This is a genomic window from Geodermatophilus sp. SYSU D00705 (assembly GCF_054050135.1).
The window spans coordinates 163,837-187,571 of sequence record NZ_JBJGYT010000003.1; the positions used below are offsets into that span (position 1 = coordinate 163,837).

General features: G+C 75.1%; 26 protein-coding genes. 11 read left to right on the forward strand and 15 right to left on the reverse strand.

Annotated elements, in window-relative coordinates; genetic code table 11:
• Window positions 1–3 precede the first annotated feature (3 nt).
• From ACI78Q_RS03705 to ACI78Q_RS03720, 4 genes are all read right to left on the reverse strand, one after another.
• Window positions 4–294 carry a DUF3040 domain-containing protein gene (locus ACI78Q_RS03705; protein WP_456921969.1) on the reverse strand — a complete coding sequence of 97 codons (291 nt, stop codon included), beginning with the start codon at window positions 292–294 and terminating at the stop codon, window positions 4–6.
• A 175-nt stretch (window positions 295–469) separates the two neighbouring features.
• On the reverse strand, window positions 470–937 hold the full coding sequence (locus ACI78Q_RS03710) for a DUF4383 domain-containing protein (RefSeq protein ID WP_456921970.1): 468 nt from the start codon (window positions 935–937) through the stop codon (window positions 470–472).
• A gap of 135 nt (window positions 938–1,072) precedes the next feature.
• The gene (locus ACI78Q_RS03715) at window positions 1,073–2,716 is read right to left on the reverse strand and encodes a carbamoyltransferase family protein (RefSeq protein WP_456921971.1); all 1,644 of its coding nucleotides are present in this window, start codon (window positions 2,714–2,716) and stop codon (window positions 1,073–1,075) included.
• Window positions 2,717–2,828: 112 nt separating this feature from the next.
• Window positions 2,829–4,538 (reverse strand): RecQ family ATP-dependent DNA helicase, encoded by a 1,710-nt coding sequence (locus tag ACI78Q_RS03720; protein WP_456921972.1) that lies wholly within the window; start codon window positions 4,536–4,538, stop codon window positions 2,829–2,831.
• A 129-nt stretch (window positions 4,539–4,667) separates the two neighbouring features.
• Between ACI78Q_RS03720 and ACI78Q_RS03725 the strand changes: the two genes are divergently transcribed.
• The 6 genes from ACI78Q_RS03725 to ACI78Q_RS03750 all read left to right on the forward strand — a co-directional run bounded on the left by ACI78Q_RS03725 (window position 4,668) and on the right by ACI78Q_RS03750 (window position 8,900).
• Window positions 4,668–5,063: a TOBE domain-containing protein gene (locus tag ACI78Q_RS03725; RefSeq protein ID WP_456921973.1), complete on the forward strand. Its 396-nt coding sequence runs from the start codon at window positions 4,668–4,670 to the stop codon at window positions 5,061–5,063.
• Between the two features lie 124 nt (window positions 5,064–5,187).
• Window positions 5,188–5,988, forward strand: coding sequence for a molybdate ABC transporter substrate-binding protein (gene modA / locus ACI78Q_RS03730; protein ID WP_456921974.1), 801 nt, complete (start codon window positions 5,188–5,190; stop codon window positions 5,986–5,988).
• On the forward strand, window positions 5,985–6,782 hold the full coding sequence (locus ACI78Q_RS03735; protein ID WP_456921975.1) for an ABC transporter permease: 798 nt from the start codon (window positions 5,985–5,987) through the stop codon (window positions 6,780–6,782). Before modA ends, ACI78Q_RS03735 begins: the two co-directional genes overlap by 4 nt.
• Complete coding sequence (locus ACI78Q_RS03740) at window positions 6,779–7,834, forward strand: sulfate/molybdate ABC transporter ATP-binding protein (RefSeq protein WP_456921976.1); 1,056 nt, start codon at window positions 6,779–6,781, stop codon at window positions 7,832–7,834. The genes ACI78Q_RS03735 and ACI78Q_RS03740 overlap by 4 nt, the downstream gene beginning before the upstream one ends.
• A 77-nt stretch (window positions 7,835–7,911) precedes the next feature.
• Window positions 7,912–8,493 (forward strand): nucleotidyltransferase family protein, encoded by a 582-nt coding sequence (locus tag ACI78Q_RS03745; RefSeq protein ID WP_456921977.1) that lies wholly within the window; start codon window positions 7,912–7,914, stop codon window positions 8,491–8,493.
• Entirely contained in the window at window positions 8,490–8,900 is a 411-nt protein-coding gene (locus ACI78Q_RS03750) for a molybdenum cofactor biosynthesis protein MoaE (RefSeq protein ID WP_456921978.1), read from the forward strand. Before ACI78Q_RS03745 ends, ACI78Q_RS03750 begins: the two co-directional genes overlap by 4 nt.
• A gap of 13 nt (window positions 8,901–8,913) precedes the next feature.
• On the opposite strand, the gene ACI78Q_RS03755 is transcribed toward ACI78Q_RS03750, so the two are convergent.
• The 8 genes from ACI78Q_RS03755 to ACI78Q_RS03790 all read right to left on the reverse strand — a co-directional run bounded on the left by ACI78Q_RS03755 (window position 8,914) and on the right by ACI78Q_RS03790 (window position 15,633).
• Window positions 8,914–9,843, reverse strand: a complete 930-nt coding sequence (locus ACI78Q_RS03755; protein ID WP_456921979.1) for an SMP-30/gluconolactonase/LRE family protein — start codon at window positions 9,841–9,843, stop codon at window positions 8,914–8,916.
• Window positions 9,844–9,938: 95 nt separating this feature from the next.
• Window positions 9,939–10,454: a GAF domain-containing protein gene (locus ACI78Q_RS03760; protein ID WP_456921980.1), complete on the reverse strand. Its 516-nt coding sequence runs from the start codon at window positions 10,452–10,454 to the stop codon at window positions 9,939–9,941.
• A 70-nt stretch (window positions 10,455–10,524) separates the two neighbouring features.
• Window positions 10,525–10,731 (reverse strand): hypothetical protein, encoded by a 207-nt coding sequence (locus ACI78Q_RS03765; protein WP_456921981.1) that lies wholly within the window; start codon window positions 10,729–10,731, stop codon window positions 10,525–10,527.
• 52 nt (window positions 10,732–10,783) lie between these two features.
• Window positions 10,784–11,809, reverse strand: a complete 1,026-nt coding sequence (locus tag ACI78Q_RS03770; RefSeq protein ID WP_456921982.1) for a hemolysin family protein — start codon at window positions 11,807–11,809, stop codon at window positions 10,784–10,786.
• Window positions 11,802–13,181: a hemolysin family protein gene (locus ACI78Q_RS03775; protein ID WP_456921983.1), complete on the reverse strand. Its 1,380-nt coding sequence runs from the start codon at window positions 13,179–13,181 to the stop codon at window positions 11,802–11,804. Before ACI78Q_RS03775 ends, ACI78Q_RS03770 begins: the two co-directional genes overlap by 8 nt.
• A 96-nt stretch (window positions 13,182–13,277) precedes the next feature.
• Complete coding sequence (locus ACI78Q_RS03780) at window positions 13,278–13,532, reverse strand: MoaD/ThiS family protein (RefSeq protein WP_456921984.1); 255 nt, start codon at window positions 13,530–13,532, stop codon at window positions 13,278–13,280.
• A gap of 75 nt (window positions 13,533–13,607) precedes the next feature.
• Window positions 13,608–14,660, reverse strand: a complete 1,053-nt coding sequence (gene moaA, locus ACI78Q_RS03785; protein ID WP_456921985.1) for a GTP 3',8-cyclase MoaA — start codon at window positions 14,658–14,660, stop codon at window positions 13,608–13,610.
• 97 nt (window positions 14,661–14,757) lie between these two features.
• Window positions 14,758–15,633 carry a hypothetical protein gene (locus ACI78Q_RS03790; protein ID WP_456921986.1) on the reverse strand — a complete coding sequence of 292 codons (876 nt, stop codon included), beginning with the start codon at window positions 15,631–15,633 and terminating at the stop codon, window positions 14,758–14,760.
• 205 nt (window positions 15,634–15,838) lie between these two features.
• Here ACI78Q_RS03790 and ACI78Q_RS03795 point away from each other — a divergent pair, with 205 nt between their 5' ends.
• Both ACI78Q_RS03795 and ACI78Q_RS03800 read left to right on the forward strand, forming a co-directional pair.
• The gene (locus ACI78Q_RS03795; RefSeq protein WP_456921987.1) at window positions 15,839–17,092 is read left to right on the forward strand and encodes an MFS transporter; all 1,254 of its coding nucleotides are present in this window, start codon (window positions 15,839–15,841) and stop codon (window positions 17,090–17,092) included.
• A 68-nt stretch (window positions 17,093–17,160) separates the two neighbouring features.
• Entirely contained in the window at window positions 17,161–18,000 is an 840-nt protein-coding gene (locus tag ACI78Q_RS03800; protein ID WP_456921988.1) for an aldo/keto reductase, read from the forward strand.
• Between the two features lie 48 nt (window positions 18,001–18,048).
• Here the strand turns inward: ACI78Q_RS03800 and ACI78Q_RS03805 are convergent, their stop codons facing one another.
• From ACI78Q_RS03805 to ACI78Q_RS03815, 3 genes are all read right to left on the reverse strand, one after another.
• On the reverse strand, window positions 18,049–18,420 hold the full coding sequence (locus ACI78Q_RS03805) for a GntR family transcriptional regulator (RefSeq protein ID WP_456921989.1): 372 nt from the start codon (window positions 18,418–18,420) through the stop codon (window positions 18,049–18,051).
• 5 nt (window positions 18,421–18,425) lie between these two features.
• Entirely contained in the window at window positions 18,426–19,295 is an 870-nt protein-coding gene (locus ACI78Q_RS03810) for a hypothetical protein (RefSeq protein ID WP_456921990.1), read from the reverse strand.
• 106 nt (window positions 19,296–19,401) lie between these two features.
• Window positions 19,402–20,211, reverse strand: a complete 810-nt coding sequence (locus tag ACI78Q_RS03815; protein WP_456921991.1) for a DUF3097 domain-containing protein — start codon at window positions 20,209–20,211, stop codon at window positions 19,402–19,404.
• A gap of 320 nt (window positions 20,212–20,531) precedes the next feature.
• Between ACI78Q_RS03815 and ACI78Q_RS03820 the strand changes: the two genes are divergently transcribed.
• The 3 genes from ACI78Q_RS03820 to ACI78Q_RS03830 all read left to right on the forward strand — a co-directional run bounded on the left by ACI78Q_RS03820 (window position 20,532) and on the right by ACI78Q_RS03830 (window position 23,721).
• Window positions 20,532–21,524, forward strand: a complete 993-nt coding sequence (locus tag ACI78Q_RS03820) for a DUF2382 domain-containing protein (protein ID WP_456921992.1) — start codon at window positions 20,532–20,534, stop codon at window positions 21,522–21,524.
• A gap of 114 nt (window positions 21,525–21,638) precedes the next feature.
• On the forward strand, window positions 21,639–22,556 hold the full coding sequence (locus ACI78Q_RS03825) for an AAA family ATPase (RefSeq protein ID WP_456921993.1): 918 nt from the start codon (window positions 21,639–21,641) through the stop codon (window positions 22,554–22,556).
• A gap of 52 nt (window positions 22,557–22,608) precedes the next feature.
• Entirely contained in the window at window positions 22,609–23,721 is a 1,113-nt protein-coding gene (locus tag ACI78Q_RS03830; protein ID WP_456921994.1) for a vWA domain-containing protein, read from the forward strand.
• The last annotated feature ends 14 nt before the right edge of the window (window positions 23,722–23,735 follow it).

A 23,735-nucleotide genomic window follows, 5' to 3' on the forward strand; every position in this document is an offset into this window, starting at 1 on the left:
GGGTCAGGTCGGCCCGTCGGACGGCGGACCTGCCAGCCACCGTGCCACCAGGAGCGGGCTGCCAAGGACGAGCGCGATGCCGAGCACGCCGATGGCGGGCAGGCCGAAGAGCAGTGGCGCGGTGACGCCGACGGCGATCGCGCAGAGCAGCAGCAGGAGGAAGCCGGCGCCCCGCGGCCGGTGGCGGCGGTCCTCGGCGGGGGAGTCCGGGCCGGAGCCGAGCAGGGCGGCCAGGCGGGGGTCCTCGCGCGCCAGGTCGTCCCCCAGCGCGCGCAGTACGGGGTCGTCGTCCACGGTGGTCCCCTGCGGACGGAGCAGTGGTGCACCGTCCAGTGGGCGACCGGACCGTGCCGGCGTCGAGTGACCCAGGTCATCGTGCGGGCAGGGACCTTCGGCGTGGCCCGCCGCGGACGCGCCGGAGGCCGGGCCCCGCGCGGGGGCCCGGCCTCCGGGTGGTGGTGCCGGCAGCTCAGACCCGGTTCGTGCGACCGCGGACGGCGGAGCGCACCGGGCCCAGTGCGATGACCAGGCCCACGATCGCGGTCACGAGGTGCAGGACGTTGTCGGCCCAGTTCAGGTTGAGGAAGTCCCACTCCTTCCCGACCGCGAACAGGCCGTACAGGAACGCGGCCCCGTAGCCGACCGTCAGCAGCCAGCCGTAGGTGCGGGCGCCGCTGAGCGTGCGGGCGAGGACGAGCCCGGCCACACCGATGGCGATGTGCACGACGTTGTGCATCGGGTTCACCATGAAGCCGAGCAGGTTCGCGTCGACGTGGTGCGGCGTCCCCGCCTCGTTGCCGACGAAGTCCTCGAATCCGGTGACGAAGAAGCCGGCGATGCCGACCAGCAGGTAGACGGCGCCGAAGACCAGCGCCAGCACCTGGGGCCAGGTCATGGCCCCCCGGCCGGTACCGGTGTCGTTGAGTGGTGCGGACATGGTGGTCCTCCCAGGGACATGCGGACCGCCCTGTTCTGGACGGCCTGCATCCGGGACTACCCAGGTCAGAGGGCGGGGAACGGGATCCCCCTGTTTCGGCGCCCACCGTTGCCGAAACGTCACCTCCCGGTCTCGTCAGCGCCGGGTGGGCCTCGGCCGGCGGACGACGAACGGGCCGATGGCCAGCAGGTCCACCGGCGCCGAGCCGAAGCACTCCAGGGCGTCGCGCGGGTCGTCGACCATCGGCCGTCCGGCGGTGTTCAGGCTGGTGTTGACCACCACCGGCAGCCCGGTGCGCCGCTCGAAGGCCGAGATCATGCGGTGCACCAGCGGCTCGGTGCCGGCGTCGATCGTCTGGATCCGCGCCGTCCCGTCGACGTGGGTGACGGTCGGGATGCGGTCCCGCCACTCCGGGGCCACGTCGTGGACGAACAGCATGTAGGGGGAGGGGATCGGCCCGCGGCTGAAGATCTCCCCCGCCTTCTCCAGCAGCACCATCGGGGCGACCGGGCGGAACTGCTCGCGGCCCTTCACGTCGTTCATCCGCTCGAGGTTGGCCTCGTGGCCGGGGTGGGCGAGCAGGGAGCGGTGGCCCAGCGCCCGGGGGCCGTACTCGCTGCGGCCCTGGAACCAGGCGACGATCCCGTTGTCGGCCAGGACCTCGGCGACCGCCTCGGCGACGTCGTCCGGACGCTCGTAGTCGATGGCGGCCGTCTCCAGCCACCGCTCGATCTCGTCGTCGTCCCAGCCGCGGCCCAGGGCCGCGCCGGGCATCGGCTCGGTCTGCTCGCCGAGCTCGCGGGCCACGTGCAGGGCGCTGCCCAGCGCCGTGCCGGCGTCGCCGGCGGCCGGCTGGACCCACACCTCCTCGAACGGGCTCTCGGCGAGGATGCGGGTGTTGGCCACGCAGTTGAGCGCGGTGCCGCCGGCCAGGGTGAGGACCTCGTCGCCGGTCTGCTCGTGCACCCAGCGGGCCAGGTCGACCAGCACCTCCTCCAGGCGCTGCTGCACGCTGGCGGCGAGGTCGGCGTGGTCCTCGGTCCACTGGTCGCCCTTGCCCAGCCGCGGCGCGAACTCGGCGAAGTCGATGCGCTCGGTGCGGAAGCCGCCGTCGCCGGTGGCCCGGATCAGCTCGGAGAGCTCGCCGAGGAAGCGCGGCTTGCCGTACGAGGCCATCGCCATGACCTTGAACTCGTCGGAGCTGCGCAGGAAGCCCAGGTGGTCGGTGAGCTCCTCGTACATCAGGCCCAGCGAGTGCGGCAGCGTCTGGCCGGCGAGGACCTCGAGCGTGCCGTCGACGTACCGGCCGGCGAGGTGGCTGTGGGCCTCCCCGCGGCCGTCGAGCACGAGCACGGAGTTGTCCCGCTGCGGCGCGGCCAGCCCGGCCGAGGCCGCGTGGGCGACGTGGTGCTTCACGAACCGGACCTTCGCCGGGTCGAGGCCGGGCAGGGCGTGGGCCAGGAACTCCGGCGCCATCTCGGCGTACTTCTTGCGCATGACGTCGCCGTCGTCGAACAGCCCGGACTCCTCGGGCGTGCCCATCAGGGCGGGGTCGAAGGAGTAGGCGACGGCGTCGAGCTCCTCGGGGCGGATGCCGGCCTCGGCCAGGCACCAGGCCGCGGACAGCTCGGGCAGCTCCCACGCGCTCCACGGCAGTGGCCGCTTGCCGTGCTTGCGCCGGCTGAAGCGCTCCTCCTCGGCCGCGGCCACGACCCTGCCGTCGATGACCAGGGCCGCCGCCGGGTCGTGGTAGATCGCGTTGATGCCGAGGACCTTCACCCGTGTTCTCCTCCCGCCGGGCGGGTCTGCCCGGTCTCCGTTGTGATCATCGAGCCGATGACCTCGGCCCGCAGCGCGAGCGCCGCCGGTCCCCCGTGAGACCGGCGGCGGTTCACTCGCGCCGGACGAGCAGGTCGTTGTCCAGGACCGCGGCCAGCCCGAGGGTCTTGTAGCCGACCTCCTCGAACAGGACGACGACCCGGTCGTCCTCGACCCGCATGACCACGCCCGGCCCCCACTCGGCGTGCTGGACCGGCGTCTGGGCGGGGAACGGGGTGTCGCCGTCGTCCGCGCCCGGCTGCTGCTGCGACAGCCCGGCCGAGCAGTTGTCGCAGTTGCCACAGGGCTCCTCGAGCTGCTCGCCGAAGTAGCCGAGCAGGAACTGCCGCCGGCACTCGGTGGTCTCGGCGTAGCCGCGCATCATCTCCACGCGGCTCTGGTCGACCCGCTCGTGGTGCTCGGCGAGCTCGCGGGCCGCGGCCGCGGCCTCGCCGGGGCTGGGCGCCCCCTCGGCCGGGTGCGCCGCGCCCTCCTCGTCCAGCACGACCGCTGACACCTGCTCGAGCAGGTTGAGGTCGCGGGCCAGCGGGGTGGCGCCCCGGCCGGTCTCCTCGCGCAGCTGCCCGACGTCGACGCCGTCGTCCAGCCCGGCGGCCTGCGCCCCGGTCACCAGGCCGGCCACCTGCTGCAGCTCCTCCTCGGCCGGGACGCCGGCGGCGAAGAACTTGCGCAGGCCGAGGTCCTCCTGCCGGTAGACCAGCACCGCCAGCGCCGGCTCGCCGTCCCGCCCGGCCCGGCCGATCTCCTGGTAGTAGCTGTCGACGGAGTCCGCCGGCTCGGCGTGGACGACGAAGCGGGTGTCGGGCTTGTCGATGCCCATCCCGAACGCGGTGGTGGCGACCACGACGTCGAGCTCGTCGTCCATGAAGGCCCGCTGCGCCTCCTCGCGGTCGGACTTCCTGAGCCCGGCGTGGTACGGGCGGGCGCGCAGGCCGCGGTCGGTGAGCTCGGCGGCGAGCTCCTCGGTGCCCTTGCGCGTGGCGCTGTAGACGATGCCCGGCACGTGCCCGGCCCCGACCTCGGCGAGCACCCGCTCGAGCACCGCCTGCTGCTTGCCGTGTGCGTCGGCGTGCTGCTCGACCTCGAGCCGGATCTCCGGGCGGTCGAAGCCGGCGACGACCACGCGGGCGTCGCGCATCTCCAGGCGCTCGACGATCTCGGCGCGCACCGGCGGGGCGGCGGTCGCGGTGAGCGCGAGGACCGTCGGGTGGCCCAGCTGCTCGACGACCGCGCCGAGCCGCAGGTAGTCGGGGCGGAAGTCGTGGCCCCAGGCCGACACGCAGTGCGCCTCGTCGACGACGAACAGCGCGGGGGAGGCCTGCCCGATCGCCTCGACCACCTCGGGCTTGGCCAGCTGCTCGGGGGCGAGGAACAGGTAGCGGACCGTTCCGTCCGCCAGGCCCTCGAGGGCGGCGCGCTGGTCGCCGGCGCTGAGCGCGGAGTTCAGCTGCGCGGCCTGCCCGTCGAGGCCGTCGAGCTCGTCGAGCCGGCCGACCTGGTCGCGCTGCAGGGCGATCAGGGGGGAGACGACGAGGACCGGACCGTCGGTCAGCTGCCCCGCCACCTGGTAGACGGCGGACTTCCCGGCCCCGGACGGCAGCACCGCGAGGGTGTCCCGGCCGGAGACGACCGATCTCATCGCCTCCTCCTGGCCCGGCCGGAACTCCTCGAAGCCGAGCAGGTCGCGGGCCACCTCCCGGATGCGGCGGGTGCGGACGGAGGCGGACGCCCCGGCGGGGTTGGTCTCTTCGGTGCGGGGCACCGGCCACCTCTCCCCGCGCCGGGAGATCGGCAAACCGGGCGCCGATCGTGGCGTGCGCGGCGTCGGCGGCTCGGCGACGGTGAGGGGAGGACGGCGGCTCGCGGGCGGGCGACGGGCTACTGTCCGGCCGTGGCCGCCTCCTACCGCATCGCCGAGGCCGCCGCGCTCCTCGGGGTGAGCGACGACACCGTGCGGCGCTGGATCGACAGCGGCCGGCTGCCGGCCCGCCGCCAGGGCGGTGGCCCGGCGCAGGTCGCCGGCGCGGACCTCGCGCGGGTGGCCGCCGGGCTGCACGAGGCGCCGGAGCCGGGGACGACGCGCGGCTCGTCGGCCCGCAACCGGCTCACCGGCATCGTCACGCGCGTCCTCCGCGACACCGTGATGGCCCAGGTGGAGATCCAGGCCGGGCCGTTCCGGGTGGTCTCGCTGATGTCGCGGGAGGCCGCGGACGAGCTGGGCCTGGAGGTCGGCGTCCGGGCGGTGGCCACGGTCAAGGCCACCCAGGTCAGCATCGACGTCCCCTGACCCGGTGACCGAGACGCAGTCTCGGATCCGCTGCCCATGGAGCACGCGCAGTCGCGGCTGGATTTCGTATAACCTCCCGCACACGCGGACGGTGCCACGCCGGTCCGACCGACCGGAGGTGTCGATGAGCAGGCGCGCCCCTCTCGTGCTCCCCCTCGCGGCGGCCCTGGTGCTCACCGCCTGCGGCGGGTCGTCGGACGACGGGGCGGCGGGGACGACGGCGGCACCGGGCTCGTCGGGCGCCGGGCTCGGCGGCACCCTGACCGTCTTCGCGGCCGCCTCCCTGACCGACGTCTTCACCGAGCTGGGCGAGCAGCTGGAGCAGGAGAACCCCGGCCTCGACGTGCAGTTCAACTTCGCCGGCAGCTCCGCGCTCGCCACCCAGCTCACCCAGGGCGCCCCGGCCGACGTGTTCGCCTCGGCCAACGAGACGCAGATGACCGTGGTGACCGACGCCGGGCTGCAGGCCGAAGACCCGGCCGTCTTCACCTCCAACGTCCTGCAGATCGCCGTCCCGGAGGGCAACCCCGCCGGGGTGACCGGCCTGGCCGACTTCGGGCGGGAGGACCTGACCCTGGCGGTCTGCGCCCCGGAGGTGCCGTGCGGGGCGGCCGCCGAGGACGTCTTCGCCGCCGCCGGCACCACCGCCGTGCCCGACACCCTGGAGGAGGACGTGCGGGCCGCGGTCACCAAGGTCGAACTGGGTGAGGTCGACGCCGCGCTGGTCTACACGACCGACGTCACCGCCGCCGGCGACGCCGTCGAGGGGCTGGACTTCCCGGAGGCCGAGGACGCGGTCAACGACTACCCGATCGTGACGCTCGCCGACGCCCCCAACCCCGACGCGGCGGCCGCCTTCGTCGACCTCGTCGAGTCCGAGGCGGGGCAGCAGGCGCTCACCGACGCCGGCTTCCGGACCCCGTGAGACGACGGGAACCCGGCGTCCCGCTGCCGCTGCTCGTCCCCGCGCTGCTCGCGGTCGTCTTCCTCGTCCTGCCGCTGGTCGGGCTCGTCGTCCGGGCGCCGTGGGGTGGACTGTGGCCGCAGCTGACCGCGCCGGCCGTCGGCCAGGCCCTGCGGCTCTCGCTGGTCACCGCCACGCTCGCGACGGTGCTCTCGCTGGTGCTCGGCGTGCCGCTGGCCTGGGTGCTGGCCCGCTCCCGCATCCGCGGGCGGTCGGTGCTGCGGGCCCTGGTCACCGTGCCGCTGGTGCTGCCGCCGGTGGTGGGCGGGGTCGCGCTGTTCCTGGTGCTGGGCCGGCAGGGCATCGTCGGCCGCTGGCTGGACCAGACCTTCGACGTCACGATCCCGTTCACCACGACGGCGGTGGTGATCGCCGAGACCTTCGTGGCGATGCCGTTCCTCGTCATCAGCGTGGAGGGCGCCCTGCGCGCGGCCGACGCGCGCTTCGAGGACGCCGCGGCCACCCTGGGCGCCGACCGGTGGACGACGTTCCGCCGGGTCACCCTCCCGCTGGTCGCCCCGGGGATCGCCGCCGGCGCGGTGCTGTGCTGGGCCCGCGCGCTCGGCGAGTTCGGCGCCACGATCACCTTCGCCGGCAACTTCCCGGGGACGACGCAGACGATGCCGCTGGCCGTCTACCTGGCGCTCCAGCGGGACCCGGAGGCGGCGATCGTCCTCTCGCTCGTGCTGCTCGTCGTCTCGCTGGCGACGCTGCTCCTGTTGCGCGACCGCTGGCTGTCCCGGGCGGCCGCGTGAGCCTCACCGCCGACGTCCGGGTCACCCGCGGCACGGCCACGGTCAACGTGGCGGTGGACGTCGCCGACGGGGAGGTGCTCGCCGTCCTCGGGCCGAACGGGGCGGGCAAGTCCACCCTGCTGCGGGTGCTCGCCGGCCTGCTCCCCCCCGACGGCGGCCGGGTGGTGGTCGACGGCCGTGACACCTGGGACGACGTCGCGGCCGGCGTGCACGTGCCCGCCCACGAGCGCCGCCTCGGGATGGTGTTCCAGGACCACCTGCTCTTCCCGCACCTGACGGTCACCGACAACGTCGCCTTCGGCCTGCGCACGCGCGGGGTGGGCCGGGCCGCGGCCCGCGCCGCCGCAGGGGGGTGGCTGGCGCGGGTGGGCCTCGAGGGCCTCGGCGACCGCCGCCCCGGGCAGCTCTCCGGCGGGCAGGCGCAGCGGGCCGCGCTGGCCCGCGCGCTGGTCGGCGACCCCGCCGTCCTGCTGCTCGACGAGCCGCTGTCGGCGCTGGACGCCCGCACCCGGCTCACCGTCCGCGCGGAGCTGCGCCGGCACCTGGCCGGCTTCGGCGGCAGCACGGTGCTGGTCACCCACGACCCGGTCGACGCCATGGCGCTGGCCGATCGGGTGGTCGTCGTCGAGGAGGGCCGGGTGGTCCAGGCCGGCGCCCCGGCCGACGTCAGTCGGCACCCGCGCACCGACTACGTGGCCCGGCTGGTCGGGCTGGCGCTGCTGCCGGGCACCGGCGCGGGCACGTCGGTGCGGCTGGACGGCGGGGGCACCGTGGCCGTGGCCGAGGAGACCTCGGGGCCGGTGTTCGTCGCCGTCCGCCCCGAGTCGGTGGCCCTCTACCTGAGCGCGCCGCACGGCAGCCCGCGCAACGTCTGGCCCGCCCGCCTGGTCTCCGCGACCCCGCACGGGGCGACGGTGCGCTGCGAGCTGGACGGCGAGGTGCCGCTGGTCGCCGACGTCACCGCGACCGCCTTCGCCGAGCTGGGCCTGGTTCCCGGGTCGCAGGTGTGGGCCACGGTGAAGGCCTCCGAGGTCGCCGTCTACGCCCGCTGACCGGCCTTTGTGGCCACGAAGGCCCGTTTCCGGACGGCCTTCGTGGCCACAAAGGCCGGTCCTGGCAGGGTGGGGGTGTGAGTTCAGTCGCGGGGCTGGTCCTCGCCGCGGGGGGCGGCCGTCGCTACGGGATGCCCAAGGCGCTGGTCGAGTACGAGGGCAGCCTGCTGGTCGAGCGGGCGGTCCGGACGGCGCGGGCGGTGTGCGACCCGGTGCTCGTCGTCCTCGGCGCCCGGGCCGTCGACGTCTGGCGCACCGCCGACCTCGACGGGGCCACCGTGCTGGCCAACCGCGACTGGGAGACCGGCATGGCGTCGTCGCTGCGCACCGGGCTGGAGGGCCTGCGCGGGTGGCCTGGGCAGATCGACGCCGCGCTGGTCCTGCTGGTGGACATGCCCGGGATGACGCCGGCCGCGCTGGAGCGGCTGGCCGCGCACGCCGCCCCGGACGCCCTGGCCGTGGCGGCCTACGACGGGGTCCGCGGCCACCCGGTGCTGCTCGGGCGCGAGCACTGGGCCGGCGTGGCGGAGACCGCGACCGGGGACGAGGGCGCCCGCCGATACCTCGCCGCGCACCGGGTCAGCGAGGTCGACTGCACGGGGCTGGCGGATCCGACCGACCTCGACGTGCCGCCCGGCGGGGTACCGTCGGCGCCGTGATCGCCCGGGTCGTGGACACGCCGCTGTCGGTCGCCGAGCACGAGGACGCCGTGGCGGACAAGGCGGCCGGCGCGGTCGTCTCGTTCGCCGGCGTGGTGCGTGACCACGACGGCGGCCGGTCGGTGACCGAGCTGGAGTACGTGGGCCACCCGACCGCGGAGGAGCTCATCGCCGAGATCGCCGCGGAGTTCGCCGCCCGGCCCGAGGTGCACGCCGTGGCGGTGTCGCACCGGGTCGGCATGCTCGGCATCGGCGACGTCGCCCTGGCCTGCGCGGTCAGCGCCTCCCACCGCGGGCAGGCCTTCACCGCCTGCGCCGAGCTCGTCGACGAGGTGAAGAAGCGGCTGCCGATCTGGAAGCGGCAGGTCTTCACCGACGGCGAGGAGGAGTGGGTCGCCTGCCCGTAGGCCCCGTCCCGCTTCAGTCGTCGACCAGCACGACCTCGTACTGGTCCGCCGTCGGAGGGACGCCGGTGTCGAACTTGGCGTTCACCACGGCCAGCTCGCCGTCGTACCGGATCGCGGTGGCCGGACTCTGGAAGCGCTCGTCGGTGATCTCCTCCCGCACGGTCCCCGACGTCAGGTCCCGGCTCAGCCGGACCTCGACCACCCGGTTGTCGGGGTTGCGCACCACCCACAGCCGGCGACCGTCGAGCACGAGCCCGTCGGCGTTGGGCGCGCTCACCCCCGTGATCAGCGCGCTGGCGCCGGACTCCGGGTCGACGGTGTACAGCTGGCCGGTGCCGGAGTGGGCGACGATGAGCGTCCCGCCGGAGCGGGTGGCGACGATCCCGTTGAGGTTGAACTCGCCGCTGGTGTCGGCCGCCGGGCCGCTCAGGGCGAGCGTCCTCGCCTCCCCCGGCTCCCCGTCGTCCAGCGGCACGAAGTAGAGCTGGGCCTGCAGGCTGTCGGTGAACCAGGCGCCGTCGCGGGTGACGGTGACGTCGTTGACGAAGGACGTCGTCGGGTCGTCGAGCTGGTGGGTGGCGACGGTCTCGCCGGAACGGGTGTCGTACACGTAGCCCTGGCCCGTGTAGCCCCCGGCGACGAACAGCAGCCGGTGCCGGTTGTCGGCGTCCATGCCCACGGCCAGGCGCCCGTCCGGGGCGTCGATGAACAGCTCGGCCGTCCGCTCGCGGAGATCGCCGCGGAAGACGTCGCCGCGGAACAGGTCGCCGGCGTAGAAGGTGGCGCCCCGGCCCTGGGCGATGCCCTCGGCGGAGCTGGCGCCGGGCAGGACGATGACGTCGTCCCCGGGCGCTGCGGCGGCCGGGCCGCCGGTGCCCGCGAGGAGGCCGAGGACGGCGCCCAGGAGCACCGTCGTGCGTGCGGGGGAGAGTGACCTGGGCATCGGTGCCTCCTGGTCGGACCGCGGCGCGCGGGGCTCCCAACCATGGCACCGCGGCGTCGTTGCCGGAAGAGGCGTCCGGGCGTCGGGCCGCCCGGTCAGTGCCCGGTCGAGCCGATGTCCGGGCCCGGCGGCGGGTCGGGGGGCTTCATGCCGGCGGCCATGAGGGTGCTGAGCATCCGCGCCACCGTCTCCACCAGCGGGAGGTCGCGCGTGGCGCTGCGCGGCCGGGCGCGGAAGCCGACCGCGCACAGGGTGCCGAACAGCTCGCCGTCCGCGGTGACCAGCGGGACGCCGAGGTAGGAGGCGACCCGGCGCACCGGCCCCATGGAGCGGGCCGCGTACTCGGGGACGGCCGCGGTCACGGTGGCGGCCCGCGGCGCCTCCCCGGCGACCATGAGGCGGCAGAAGCTCTCCTCCCACGGGAGGGACGCCCCCGGTGGCAGCACCGTCGCCGGGTGGGCGTGCAGCACGACCTGACGGTCGTCGATCACGCGGGTCACCGTCCACACGTCCCAGCCGAGCTGCTCGTGCAGGAACTGCAGGGCGCCGTGGGCGGCGTCGGCGAAGTCGCGCCACGGCGCGACATCGGTGATGCCCGGTTCTGGAACCATGTCGTCCAGTGTCCCAGCGCGCCGCCGCACCGGCCGCCGCACCGGCCGCCGTCCGGTCAGCCGGCCCCGGTCACTGTCGCGCGGGCACCCCGTCGTCGTCCTGCGGCCGGCGGCGGTCGTCGTCCTCGCGGAGCTCGGCCTCCTCCGCCTCGCCCTCCAGGCGCCGTGCCTCGCCGGCCACCCTCGCCGCAGCGTCCCCGTGCGACTCCCCGTAGACCTCCTCGGCGCGGCCGATGAGCTCGTCGGCCTTCGCCTTGGCCCTGCCCCAGATGCTCATGCGCCCATTGTCCGGCGTCGTGATCAGCGGCGCAGCAGTCTCCGGCGCGTCGTCACCGGTGCACCGAGTCGCGGATCTCGCCGACCAGCTCCTCGAGGATGTCCTCCAGCGCGACGACGCCCAGCACCGCGCCGTCCTGGGTCACCGCGGCGAACTGCGCGCCGTCGGCCTGCATGGTCTGCAGGGTGGTGCGCAGGTCGCCGGTGGCCGGCACACGGGGGAGCGGACGGGTGATGTCGGAGACCCGCACGTCGGGCTCGCCGTCGGCCACGAGCACGTCCTTCACGTGCACGTAGCCGGTGAACACGCCGTCGCGGACCACCGGGAAGCGGGAGAAGCCGGTGCGGGCGGCGGCGCGCTCGACGGCGAGCGCGCCGTCGTCCGGGCGCACGGTGGTCAGCTGCGTGCGGGGGATGAGCACCGACCGGGTGTCGCGGTCCTCCAGCGTGAGGGCGCCGGTGAGCAGGTCGTGCCCCCGCTTGTCGAGCAGCCCGCCGGCGCGCGACTGGTCGAGCAGCCCGGCCACCTCGTCGCGGGTGAAGGAGCTGGTGACCTCGTCCTTGGGCTCGACCCGCAGCAGCCTCAGGACGCCGTTGGCCAGGGCGTTGAGGACGACGATCACCGGCTTGAGCACGGTGACCACGGCCGAGAGGGGTGGGGCCAGCGCGAGCGCGGCGCGGTCCGGGCCGGCCAGGGCCAGGTTCTTCGGCACCATCTCGCCGATCACCACGTGCAGCGCCACCACGACGGTGAGCGCGAGGACGAAGGAGATCGGGTGGACCAGCGCCTCCGGCACGCGCAGCGCGTCGAAGACCGGCTCCAGCAGGTGCGCCACGGCCGGTTCACCGATGGCGCCCAGGCCCAGCGAGCACACGGTGATGCCCAGCTGCGCGCCGGCCATCATCAGCGAGACCCGCTCCATCGCCGCCAGCGTGGTGGCGGCCCGGCGGGACCCGGCCTCGGCCAGCGGCTCGATCGAGGAACGCCGCGCCGAGATCAGCGCGAACTCGGCCCCCACGAAGAAGGCGTTGGCCAGCAGCAGGACGACGGCGACCGCCACCCCGGCCCAGTCAGGCACCGTCGGCCTCCCCGTCCTCGGCGGACAGCGCGCCGACCAGCGCGCGGTCCACGCGGGTGCCGTCGAGGGCCTCCACCTCGACCCACACGCCGCCGGGGTGGCCCTCGGCCTGGCCGGCCAGCTCGGCGGGCAGCCGCCGCAGGGCGGTCACCCGGTCACCGGGCTCGGGGATGCGCCCCAGCTGGTGCAGCACGAGGCCGCCGATCGTCTCGTAGTGCCGGTCGGCGGGGACGGCCAGACCGGTGAGCGCGCTGACCTCGTCCGGCCGCAGCAGCCCCGACACCGACCAGGTGCCGTCGCCGCGGTCGACGACGTCCTGCTCGCCGTCCTCGTCGTGCTCGTCGGACACCGCCCCGACCAGCTCCTCGACGAGGTCCTCGACGGTCACCACGCCGTCGGTGCCGCCGTACTCGTCGACGACGACGGCCATCTGCAGGCCGCCGCGGCGCAGGTCGGCCAGGAGGTCGTCGAGCTGCCGGGAGGTCGGGACGAACCGCGGCGGCACCATCACCCGCTCCACCGGGACGCTGCCGCGCTGCTCGCGCGGCACCGCGAGCGCGTGTTTCACGTGGACCATCCCGACGACGTCGTCCGCGCCGGCCCCGGACACGACGGGGAACCGCGAGTGCCCGGACTCGCGTGCGGTGGTGAGGACGGCGGCGACCGGGGCGTCCACCTCGACGGTGGTCATCCGGATCCGCGGGGTGGCGACGTCGCTGGCCCGCAGCTCACCGAAGGCCAGTCCGCGCTCGAGCAGCGTCGCCGTCCCGGCGGGCAGGGTGCCGACGGTGCGCGAGCGGCGGACCAGGGAGGTGAGCTCCTCCGGGGACCGGGCCGAGGCCAGCTCCTCCTGCGGCTCGACGCCGAACAGCCGGCGCAGGATGCCGTTGGCCCAGCCGTTGAGCAGCCGGATGACCAGCGCGGTGCCCGTGGTGAAGCCGCGCTGGAAGCCCGAGACCCGCTTGGCCACGCCCAGCGGCGCCGAGATCGCCAGGTTCTTCGGCACCAGCTCGCCGAAGACCATGGTCAGCGCGGTCGCGAGCACCAGGGCGAGCGTGATCGACACCGAGCGCGCGGCGCCGCCGGAGAGCCCGGCCGAGGCCAGGGGCCCCTCCAGCAGTGCCGCGATGGAGGGCTCGGCGACGAACCCGATGGCCAGGTTGGTGACCGTGATGCCGAGCTGGGCGCCCGACAGCTGGGTCGACAGCGTCTGCATCGCGGTCAGGACGCCGCCGGCGCGGGGCCGGCCGGCCGCGGCCTCGCGCTCGACGGTGGCGCGGTCGACGGTGACCAGCGCGAACTCGAAGGCGACGAAGGCGGCGCAGGCGAGGACGAGGAGGACGCCGACGCCGACGAGCAGCCACTCGGTCATCGGGGGCCGGGAGCGTGCCGGCGCGCGGCGGCGCGTCCGGTCAGCGGCAGTTCGGGGGGCTTGCGATGGTGAGGCAGCGCCTTCACGGGGGCGGGATCATCCTCCGGCGAACGGGGGCAGCACGTCGACGACCGCCCCGGGTTCCAGGACCAACGCGCGGTCCCGGGTCTGCGTTCCGTCGACCAGGAAACTGCAGGCGGTGAGCACCCGCTCCAGCCGCTCCCCGTGCGCGTCGACGATCTGCCCGACGAGCTCCTCGAGGGTGCCCGCGGTGCGGGTCTCGGTGTCCACGCCGGCGGCGGCGCGGGCCCCGGCGAAGTAGCGGACGGTGACGTCGCTCCCGGTGCTCATGGTTCGCCTCCGCGCTCGCTCCGCCCCTCGCTCGCAGAGCTCGCCGCGATGCTCACTCGCTGTCGGCTCACGGGCTCAGCCGCCGATCGCCGACATCGGGCGCGAGGGCTGCAGGAAGCTCGGGTCGTCGATGCCGTGCCCGGGCAGCTTGCCGAGCGTGGCGATCCGCCAGCGGTCGGCCAGCTCCTCGTCGGTCGCGCCCTCCCGCATCGGCGTCCGCAGGTCGGACTCCTCGCGGGCGAACAGGCAGTTGCGGACCTGCCCGTCGGCGGTGAGCCGGGTCCGGTCGCAGGTGCCGCAGAAGGAGCGGGTCACCGAGGCGATGACGCCGACGGTCGCCGGGCCGCCGTCGACCAGCCACCGCTCGGCGGGGGCCGAGCCGCGCTCCTCGGTGTCCGGGGTGAGGGTGTGCGCCGCCGACAGCCGCTCGAGGATGTCCTCGGCGGTGACCATGCGGCCGCGGGTCCAGGCGTGGTGGGCGTCCAGCGGCATCTGCTCGATGAAGCGCAGCTGGTAGCCGTGCTCCAGGCAGAAGTCCAGCAGCGGGACGGCGTCGACGTCGTTCATGCCGTGCAGGAGCACGGCGTTGACCTTCACCGGGGTGAGGCCGGCGGCCTGGGCGGCGGCGAGGCCGGCCAGCACGTCGTCGAGCCGGTCGCGCATGGTGAGCTGCTTGAACCGGTCGCGGTCGAGGGTGTCGAGGCTGACGTTGATCCGGTCCAGCCCGGCCTCGGCCAGCGCCGGCGCGACCCGGGACAGGCCGATCGCGTTCGTCGTCAGGCTGACCTCGGGGCGCGGCCGCAGCGCGGTGGCTGCCGCGACGATGCCCACGAGGCCCGGGCGCAGCAGCGGCTCGCCGCCGGTGAAGCGGACCTCGCGGATGCCGAGGCGCTCCACGCCGATGCGGACCAGCCGGGCGATCTCGTCGTCGGTCAGCACCTCCACCTTGGGCAGCCAGTCCAGCCCCTCGGGCGGCATGCAGTAGGTGCAGCGCAGGTTGCAGCGGTCGGTCAGGGACACGCGCAGGTCGGTGGCCACCCGGCCGTGCCGGTCGACCAGCCCGCCGGTGCCGGGCACCGGGTCGGGACGGCGCAGCACCGGGTCGGGCAGCGGGCTCGTCGAGGTCACCCCTCGAATGTAGTGGCCGACGGCGACACCGCGCCGCCGTGCTGACGTGCGACGGGGGCGGCCGGTGTCCCGGTCGCCCCCGTCGGGTGGAGTGCGGTCAGCCGATCGGGGTGGGGTCCACCGGCTCCGGCGGCACCGGCACCGAGCCCTGGATGCGGTTGCGGGCCTGGCAGTCGCTGGTGCAGTCGGTGGCGCCCGCCGACAGCTCGATGGCGTCCTCGCCGAGGACGCCGCCCATCCGGCCGCCGGAGGCCACCGACCACCGGCTCGTCGTCCCGTCCTGGGCGAGCTTCGTGGCCACCTGGGGGCTGTCCTTGCCGAGCAGCATCTGGTGCGTCGCGTCGCCGGTCACGCCGTCCCCGAAGTTCACCTTCCCGGTGAACTCGTTGACGAAGTAGAAGAGCGTCGGGCCGAGGGTGTGCACGTACTCGACGGGGCCGCCGAACTCCTGCTCCATCTGGAAGATGCCGCCCTGCGGGGCGTCCTTCGCCTGCACCTTCAGCTTGCCGCCCGCCGTGGCGAACTCGGCGACGACCACGCCGTCGCGCAGTCGCAGCTCGGTGAGGCGGACCCCGCGCAGCTGGGCGGCGGTCAGCTGCGGCACCTTCGAGGCGAAGACGACGGTCGGGGCGGTGACCATGCGCTGCGGGTCCGGGGCGCCGGTGAGGGTGTACCGGTGGACGCCCAGCGTGGCCGGGTCGATGGTGAAGGTGACGTGCCGGCCCGTGACGGCGATCGGGCCGGTGGGCGTGACGTCCCGCAGGCGGGCCTCCCGCCCGGCGGCGGGGTCGGTGGTGCGGCCGTTGACGGTGACCGCGAAGTCGCCGCTGCCGCTGGCGGCCTCGCCTCCGCCGCCGTCCTCGACGGAGACGGCGTCGTCACCGCCCTTCGCGGCGGCGGTGCCGGGGGCGAGCGAGACGGCCAGGGCGAGCAGCGCGGCGCACAGCAGGCGCGGGCGGGAGGTCGCGGACACGGGGCTCCTTCGGGAGGCGGTGCGTCCGCGTGTGCGGTCGCTCACACAGAGTGCATGAAGCTTCATGCAGTGGCCCCGGGGACACGCGGCTCGCGCGCGGAAACTGGCGGCGCGGCGTCGGCGGTCGTTGCTACCGTCTCCGGGCCACCCGAGAGACCGGCGGGCAGCCCCGCACTCGCTCGTGGCCAGGAAGCGCGAGAGTCCCGTGTCGCCCCGCACCGTCTTCGGTCCGTACGCCCGTCTGTTCACCGTGCCCGGCTCGGTGGCCTTCTCCCTCGCCGGCTGGGTCGGCCGGCTCCCGGCGCCCATGCTCGGTCTCGGCGCCGTGCTGCTCGTGGAGGGCGAGACCGGCAGCTACGGCGTCGCCGGTGCCGTCTCGGGCACGCTGGCGCTCAGCTACGGCCTGGCCGGCCCCCAGTGGGCCCGCGCCATGGACCGCCGCGGCCAGGGGACGGTGCTCCGCCTGGCCATGGCCGCGTTCCTCCTCACCGGCGTCGCGTTCGTCGTCTCCGTCGTCGCCGGTGGGCCGCGGTGGAGCTGGTTCCTGCTGGCCGCGGTGGCCGGCGCCTGCGGTCCCAACATCGGCTCGCTGGTGCGCGCGCGGTGGTCGGCGGTCCTCGACCCGGTCTCCCGGCAGACGGCCTACGCCTTCGAGGCGGTGGCCGACGAGGTGGTCTTCGTGCTCGGCCCGCCGCTGGTCACGCTCCTGGCCACGCTGATCGCCCCACCGGTCGGGTTCCTCACCGGCGTCGGCTTCGGCGTCGTCGGCGGGCTGTGGCTGGCCGCCCAGCGGGCCACCGAGCCCCCCGTCCACCCGGTCGACGCGACCGCGCCGTCCCGGCGGTGGTCGGTGCTCACGCCGACGCTGCTGGTCGTCGTCGTCACGTACCTGGCGGTCGGCACGGTGTTCGGCGCGATCGACGTCGTGGTCGTCGGGTTCGCCGAGGCGGAGGGGGCGCAGGCCCTGTCCGGCGCGGCGCTGGCCGTCTTCGCCGGCGGCAGCCTCGTCGCCGGCCTCGTCTACGGCCTGGCCCGGCTGCCCGGCACGCTCGCCGCCCGCTTCGTCGGGACGGCGGTCGCCTTCGGGCTGGCCGCGCAGCTGCTGTGGAGCGTGGGCTCGCTGCCGGTGCTCATCGGCTGCGGCTTCCTCGCCGGCCTCACCATCGCGCCGGTGCTGGTCTCGGGGACGTCGCTGGTGGAGTCGCGCGTGGCGCCCGGCGTCCTCACCGAGTCGCTGGCCTGGACGATCACGGGGCTCACCCTCGGCGTCACGGCCGGGTCGGCGCTGGCCGGTGCGGCCGTGGACGCGTGGGGCGCGGAGGCGGCCTTCGCCGTCCCGGCCCTCGCCGCGGCGCTGGCCGCGCTGCTGGCCCTCGGCGGGTCGCCGTTCCTGCGCCGGGTGGACGACGCGCTGCCGCATGGTGGAAGCCGCCGGGTTGAGCGGGAGACGGCCGGGTAGCCCTCGCCGCGGCAGGCTGCGCGCCGTCCGGTCGCGCGCGGCGCCCCCATCCGTCGAGAGGAGCACCCGTGGCAACCGTGCCCACGATCCGGCTCAACAACGGTGTCGAGATCCCGCAGCTCGGGTTCGGCGTCTACCAGGTCCCGCCCGAGGACACCGCCGACGCGGTCGCCGCCGCGCTCGAGGTCGGCTACCGGCACATCGACACCGCGGAGATGTACGGCAACGAGAAGGGCGTCGGGGAGGGCATCCGCAACGCCGGCGTCGACCGCGACGAGGTCTTCATCACCAGCAAGCTGAGCAACGCCGCGCACCGCCGCGACGACGCGCTGCGCGCCTTCGACCAGACGCTGGCCGACCTCGGCACCGACCACCTCGACCTGTTCCTGGTCCACTGGCCGCTGCCCGGCATCGACGTCGACTACGTCGAGACGTGGAAGGCGATGGAGGAGATCTACGCCGGCGGGCGGTGCCGCGCGATCGGCGTCTCCAACTTCACCGCCACCCACCTGCGGCGGCTGTTCGCCGAGACCGACGTGCGCCCGGCGGTCAACCAGATCGAGGTGCACCCCTACCTCGCGCAGGAGGAGCTGCGGGCGTTCGGCGCCGAGCACCAGATCGTGACCGAGGCGTGGTCGCCGATCGCCCAGGGCAAGGTGCTCGGCGACCCGGCCATCACCGCGATCGCCGAGCAGCTGGGCCGCACGCCGGCCCAGGTGGTGCTGCGCTGGCACATCCAGCGCGGGGACGTCGTCTTCCCGAAGTCGGTCACCCGCTCGCGGGTCGAGGAGAACTTCGCGCTGTTCGACTTCGAGCTCGACGACTCGGCCATGGCCGCCCTCACCGGCCTGGACCGCGGCGAGCGCACCGGCCCGGACCCGGACACCTTCGACTACGTCCCCGGCTGACCCTGGTGGAGTCGCTCGGGAGCGGTCCCCGCACTCGAGCGACTCCACTCAGCCCGTGCGGAGCAGGGCCGCCCGCACGATCGCCAGCACCGTCTCGCCGTCCACACCCGCCGCGCGGGCCCGGGCGGCGAGGTCGGCGGCGGCGCGGCGCAGCTCCTCCTCGGCCGGGGCCTTCGGGCGGCCGGTGACGACCGTGCCCGTGCGGCGCCGGCTGGCCACCAGCCCCGCGGCCTCCAGTTCCGCGTAGGCCCGCCCCACCGTGCCGACCGCCACGCCCAGGTCGGCGGCCAGGGCCCGCATGGTGGGCAGCCGGGCACCCTCGGCCAGCAGCCCGGCGTCGACGTAGGCGGCGATCTGCCGGCGGATCTGCTCGTACGGCGGCGTCGCGGCCGCGACGTCGACCGTGATGTCCAGGGCCATGGCGGTCAGGCGGCCACCGGCCGGTCCGCCGGGACGCCGGGTGCCCGGACACAGGCCACCACCGCCCCGGCCAGCAGGGCGCTGACCCCGCAGCCGCCCAGGCCGATCCCGAGGACGCCGAGCACCGGGTGTCCGGTCGAGGTGGACACGCTCCACACCGCGCTGCCGGCGGTGGCCAGCAACCCGCCGGCGACCACGAGCGTCGTCGCGGTGGCCCCGCGCAGCACCCGGTGCGCCGACGCGGACCGCAGCGCGGCCTCGGCCCGCGCGTCCTCGGTCGCCACGGCCGGGCGGCTGGCGACGATCCACAGCGTCGCGGCCGTCGCGGCGGCCAGCACGAGCAGCCCGAGGGCGGCCGGCAGCCCGTAGACGGGCCCGGGGAACGGGCTCGCGGTGGCCGTGACGGGTGGGGCCTCGACCAGGAGGCTGCGGCCGTCGGGTGCCGCGGTGACGGCGCCGGCGACGACGGTCAGCAGCACCACCCCCGCCGCGATGCCGGCTCCGCGGACCAGCCACCGGGGCGCCGCGTCGAGCAGACCGCGGCGCTCCAGCCGGGCCCGGCGCACCGTGCCGGCGGGCCGCGGCCACGTCAGCTCGGCGAGGGCGAGGACCACGGTGTGGACGACGCCGAACACGATCGGGACCAGGAGCGCGGTGACCCCCAGGCTGCCGGGGGAGGGGTCGCCGAGGCGCGTCGTCCCCACCCACAGCGCGGCGGCCGCCCCGCCTCCGAGCGCGGCGGCGGAGCCGTACCGGGCGTGCCGCCGGGCGGTGGCCACCGTCTGCTCCCGGCTGGGCGGCGAGCGGCGGAGCAGGCCGGTGGCGACCACGGTGGCCATCCCGGCGAGGACCGGCAGCAGGACGAGCAGGCTCACGGACACTCCCATTGACTCAGATGAATGAGACAATGGCGCGTGCCCCGCGCCGCGGCAAGACCCTGCGGAGCGCCGGGGACGCGTTCTGCGCGGCGGAGTGCTCCGCTCAGTCGGTGGTGACGAAGTCGATGAGCTCCTCGACCCGCCCGATCAGCGCCGGCTCCAGGTCGGTCCACGTGCGCACCCGGGCGAGGATGCGCTGGGCCCACACGTAGCCGGTGTCGTCCTCCCAGCCCAGCCGCCGGCAGATCCCCTCCTTCCACGACTCGCCCTTGGGCACGGTCGGCCACGCCTTGATCCCGACCACCTGCGGCTTGACCGCCTGCCAGATGTCGATGAAGGGGTGGCCGACGACCAGCGCGTGCGCTCCGGTGACCTGGTCGGCGATCCGCGACTCCTTCGAGCCGGTCACCAGGTGGTCGACGAGGACGCCCAGCCGCCGTCCGGAGGAGGGGCGGAAGTCGCGGACGATGGCCGGCAGGTCGTCGACGCCGTGCAGCGGCTCGACCACGACGCCCTCGATGCGCAGGTCGTGGCCCCACACCTTCTCCACCAGCTCGGCGTCGTGCTTGCCCTCGACGTAGATGCGGCCCTCGCGAGCGACCCGGGCGCGCGCGCCGACGACGTAGGTGGAGCCGGAGGCGCTGCGCTGCGGGCCGGACGGGGCGTTCTGCTTCGGCCGGACGAGCACGACCGGGCGGCCGTCGACCCAGAAGCCGGGGCCCAGCGGGTAGGCGCGGACCTTCCCGAAGCGGTCCTCGAGGTGGACGACGTCCTTCTCGCAGCGCACGACGGCGCCGACGAACCCGCTGCTCGGGTCCTCGACGACGACGTCCCGGAGCGCCTCCACCTGCGGCGGCGGCTTCTTCACGGTGCGCGGGTGGACCAGGTCGTCGTACGGCGAGCGGGGAGGCACGCCGTCCAGGATGAGCAGCCGCACCCCGGAGGGCGGCGGCGACGCGCCGGGACGGTGGGTGACGCGACACGCCCGGCGGTGCGGCGATCGCGGAGAGTCACTCTCCCGCCCGGCGGCGTCGGGCGATCCGGTTGCGCGCCATCTATCGGCTCCTGACCTGCGGGGACGGTCCACCCCGGGGCATGGCGGCGGTCGACTCCGATGGGTGCGTGTGCGCTCTCCGGGCGTGTCGTGTGACCGGTCTCGTTTCGTCGGCCCGGCCCCGGTCACCCATCAGGTGACCGTGACACCCCGTGCTCAGATGGGAGCGACGAACGACGATGATCGGTACCGAGACCATCAGCCGTGTGATCGGCAAGGACGTCTACGACCAGTCCGGCGAGAAGATCGGATCGGCGTCGGAGGTCTACCTCGACGACGAGACCGGCCAGCCCGAGTGGGTCACCGTGCGCACCGGCCTGTTCGGCACCAAGGAGTCCTTCGTCCCGATCCGGGACGCGGACCTGACCGATGACGGGCTCCGGGTACCGGTGAGCAAGAGCGCCGTCAAGGACGCCCCGAAGATCGACACCGACGGGCACCTCTCGCCGCAGGAGGAGCAGGAGCTCTACCGGTACTACAACCTGGAGTCGAGCGCCGGGACGGCCGGGACGGGCCGCACCGACACCCGGACCGAGTCGACCACCGGCATGGCGACCACCGGGATGACCGACCGGGACCGTGACCTGACCGACCGGGACCGCGACCTGACCGGCCGGGACCGGGACCTGACCGGCACCGACGCCGGCCACGCCCGGCACACCGACACCCGCCCCGCCGTCGGCCGCGACACCTCCGGCCCCACGACGGACAACGCGATGACGCGCTCGGAGGAGCGGCTCGACGTCGGCACCCGCCGCGAGGAGGTCGGGCGCGCCCGGCTGCGCAAGTACGTCGTGACCGAGAACCAGACCGAGACGGTGCCGGTCTCCCGCGAGGAGGTCCGGGTCGAGCGCGAGCCGATCACCGACGCCAACATCGGCAACGCGATGGACGGCCCCGCGATCTCCGAGGAGGAGCACGAGGTCACGCTGCACGCCGAGCGTCCGGTCGTGGAGAAGCAGGCCGTCCCCGTCGAGCGCGTGCGCCTCGACAAGGAGACGGTCACCGACACCGAGACCGTCAACGCCGACGTCCGCAAGGAGCGGATCGACGTGGACGGCGGCACCGCGGGCACCGGCGTCCGGGACGACGTGACCGGCCGTGACGACCGCAGCCTCAAGGAGAAGGCCAAGGACGCCCTGGACCGTGACCGGGACGGCCGGATCGGCTGACCCGACCGCCCCGAACGGCGCCCGCCCGGCTCGCCCGGGCGGGCGCCGTCGCGTGGAGGGCGCCATCCGGACGACCGCCCGTCGCCCGGACACCGCAGGTGGGATGCTCAGTACGTGAGTGAGACCACGCTGGAGCCGGTGTCCGCCCCGCGCGAGGGCTTCACCGGCCCCGAGGACCTGGCCGCGGCCCTGGAGGGCACCGGGTACCTGCCCGACGAGGGGCTGGCCACCGCCGCCTACCTAGCCCTGGCGATGCACCGGCCGCTGTTCCTCGAGGGTGAGGCCGGCGTCGGCAAGACCGCGCTGGCCCAGGCGCTGGCCCAGGTGACCGGCCGCCCGCTGTACCGGCTGCAGTGCTACGAGGGCCTGGAGGCCAGCCAGGCGCTCTACGACTGGGACTTCGGCCGGCAGCTGCTGCACCTGCGGGCCGCGGAGGCCGCGCACGCCACCGGCGACACCGAGACGCTGGAGGCCTCCCTCTACGACCGCCGGTTCCTGCTGGCCCGCCCGTTGCTGCAGGCCCTGGAGGACTCGCCGTCCGTACTGCTGGTCGACGAGGTCGACCGCGCCGACGACGAGTTCGAGGCGTTCCTGCTCGAGGTGCTCTCGGACTTCACCATCTCCATCCCGGAGCTGGGCACCATCCGCGCGGCCACCCCGCCGCTGGTCATCCTCACGTCCAACCGCACCCGCGAGGTGCACGACGCCCTCAAGCGGCGCTGCCTCTACCACTGGCTGCAGCACCCCGACTTCGACCGCGAGGTCGCGATCCTACGGCGCCGGCTGCCGGAGGTCACCGAGCAGCTGGCCCGCGAGGTGGCCCGGGCGACGGCGAAGCTGCGCACGCTCGACCTGCTCAAGCCGCCCGGCGTGGCCGAGGCCATGGACTGGGCCACCGCGCTGCAGACCCTCGGCGCCCGCGACCTCGACCCCGACATCGCCGCGCGCACGCTGGGTGCGGTGCTCAAGTACCGGGAGGACGCCGACCGCGTGCACGCCCTGGCCCGGGGGGCGCTCTTCGGTGGCAGCTGAGGAAGGACCCCGTCCCCCTTCCCCCGCGCGAGCTCGGGGCGGGGCCGTCGGGGTGCAGCCGTCGCGCGACGTCGTCGACACGGTCCTGGGCTTCGCGCGCACCCTCCGGCACGCCGGGGTGACCGCCTCGCCCGACCGGGTCGAGGCGATGCTGGCCGCCGTCGGGGCGCTCGACGTCCTCGACGCGACCGACGTGTACTGGGCCGGCCGGCTCACCCTGTGCGGCGGACCGGACGACCTGGAGCGCTACGACGCCGCCTTCGCCGCGTACTTCGGCGGCGAGGCGCCGCGGCCGACCCGCTCGGCGGGCCGGCCGGAGCAGCAGCTGGCCACGACCGCACCGCTGGAGCCCGGTACCGGGCACAGCGACGACGGCGAGCAGCCGCCGGAGCTGGCCGGGACGGCGAGCGCCGACGAGGTGCTGCGCCACCGCGACGTCGCCGAGATGAGCGTCGCCGAGCGGGACCACCTGCGCCGGCTGTTCGCCCTGCTCGTCCCGGCCTCGCCGATGCGCCCGTCGCGGCGGCGGCGGCCCAGCGCGCACGGGACGGTGCACGCCTCCCGCACCGTGCGCCGCGCCCTGCACGACGGCGGCGAGGTCACCCGGCTGCTGCACCGCCGCGCCCGGCCCCGCCCGCGCCGCGTCGTCCTGCTGGTCGACGTCTCCGGCTCGATGAGCCCCTACGCCGACGCGCTGCTGCGTTTCGGGCACGCCGCCGTCCGCGCCCACCCCGCGGCGACCGAGGTGTTCACGATCGGCACCCGGCTGACCCGCGTGACGCGGGAGCTGCGGATGCGCGACCCCGACAAGGCGCTGGCCGCCAGTGGTGCCGCCATCCCGGACTGGTCGGGCGGCACCCGCCTCGGCGACGTGCTCAAGGCGTTCCTCGACCGGTGGGGGCAGCGCGGCACTGCCCGCGGGGCGGTCGTCGTCGTGTGCAGCGACGGCTGGGAACGCGGCGGCACCGAGGTGCTGGCCGAGCAGATGGCGCGGCTGCACCGGCTGGCCCACGCGGTCGTGTGGGTCAACCCGCACAAGGGCCGGGAGGGCTACGAGCCGCTCACGGCCGGCATGCAGGCGGCGCTGCCGTCGGTCGACCACTTCGTCGCGGGGCACAGCATGGCGGCGTTCGAGGAGCTCGCGGGAGTGATCTCGCGTGCCTGAGGTGTTGAGCGGAG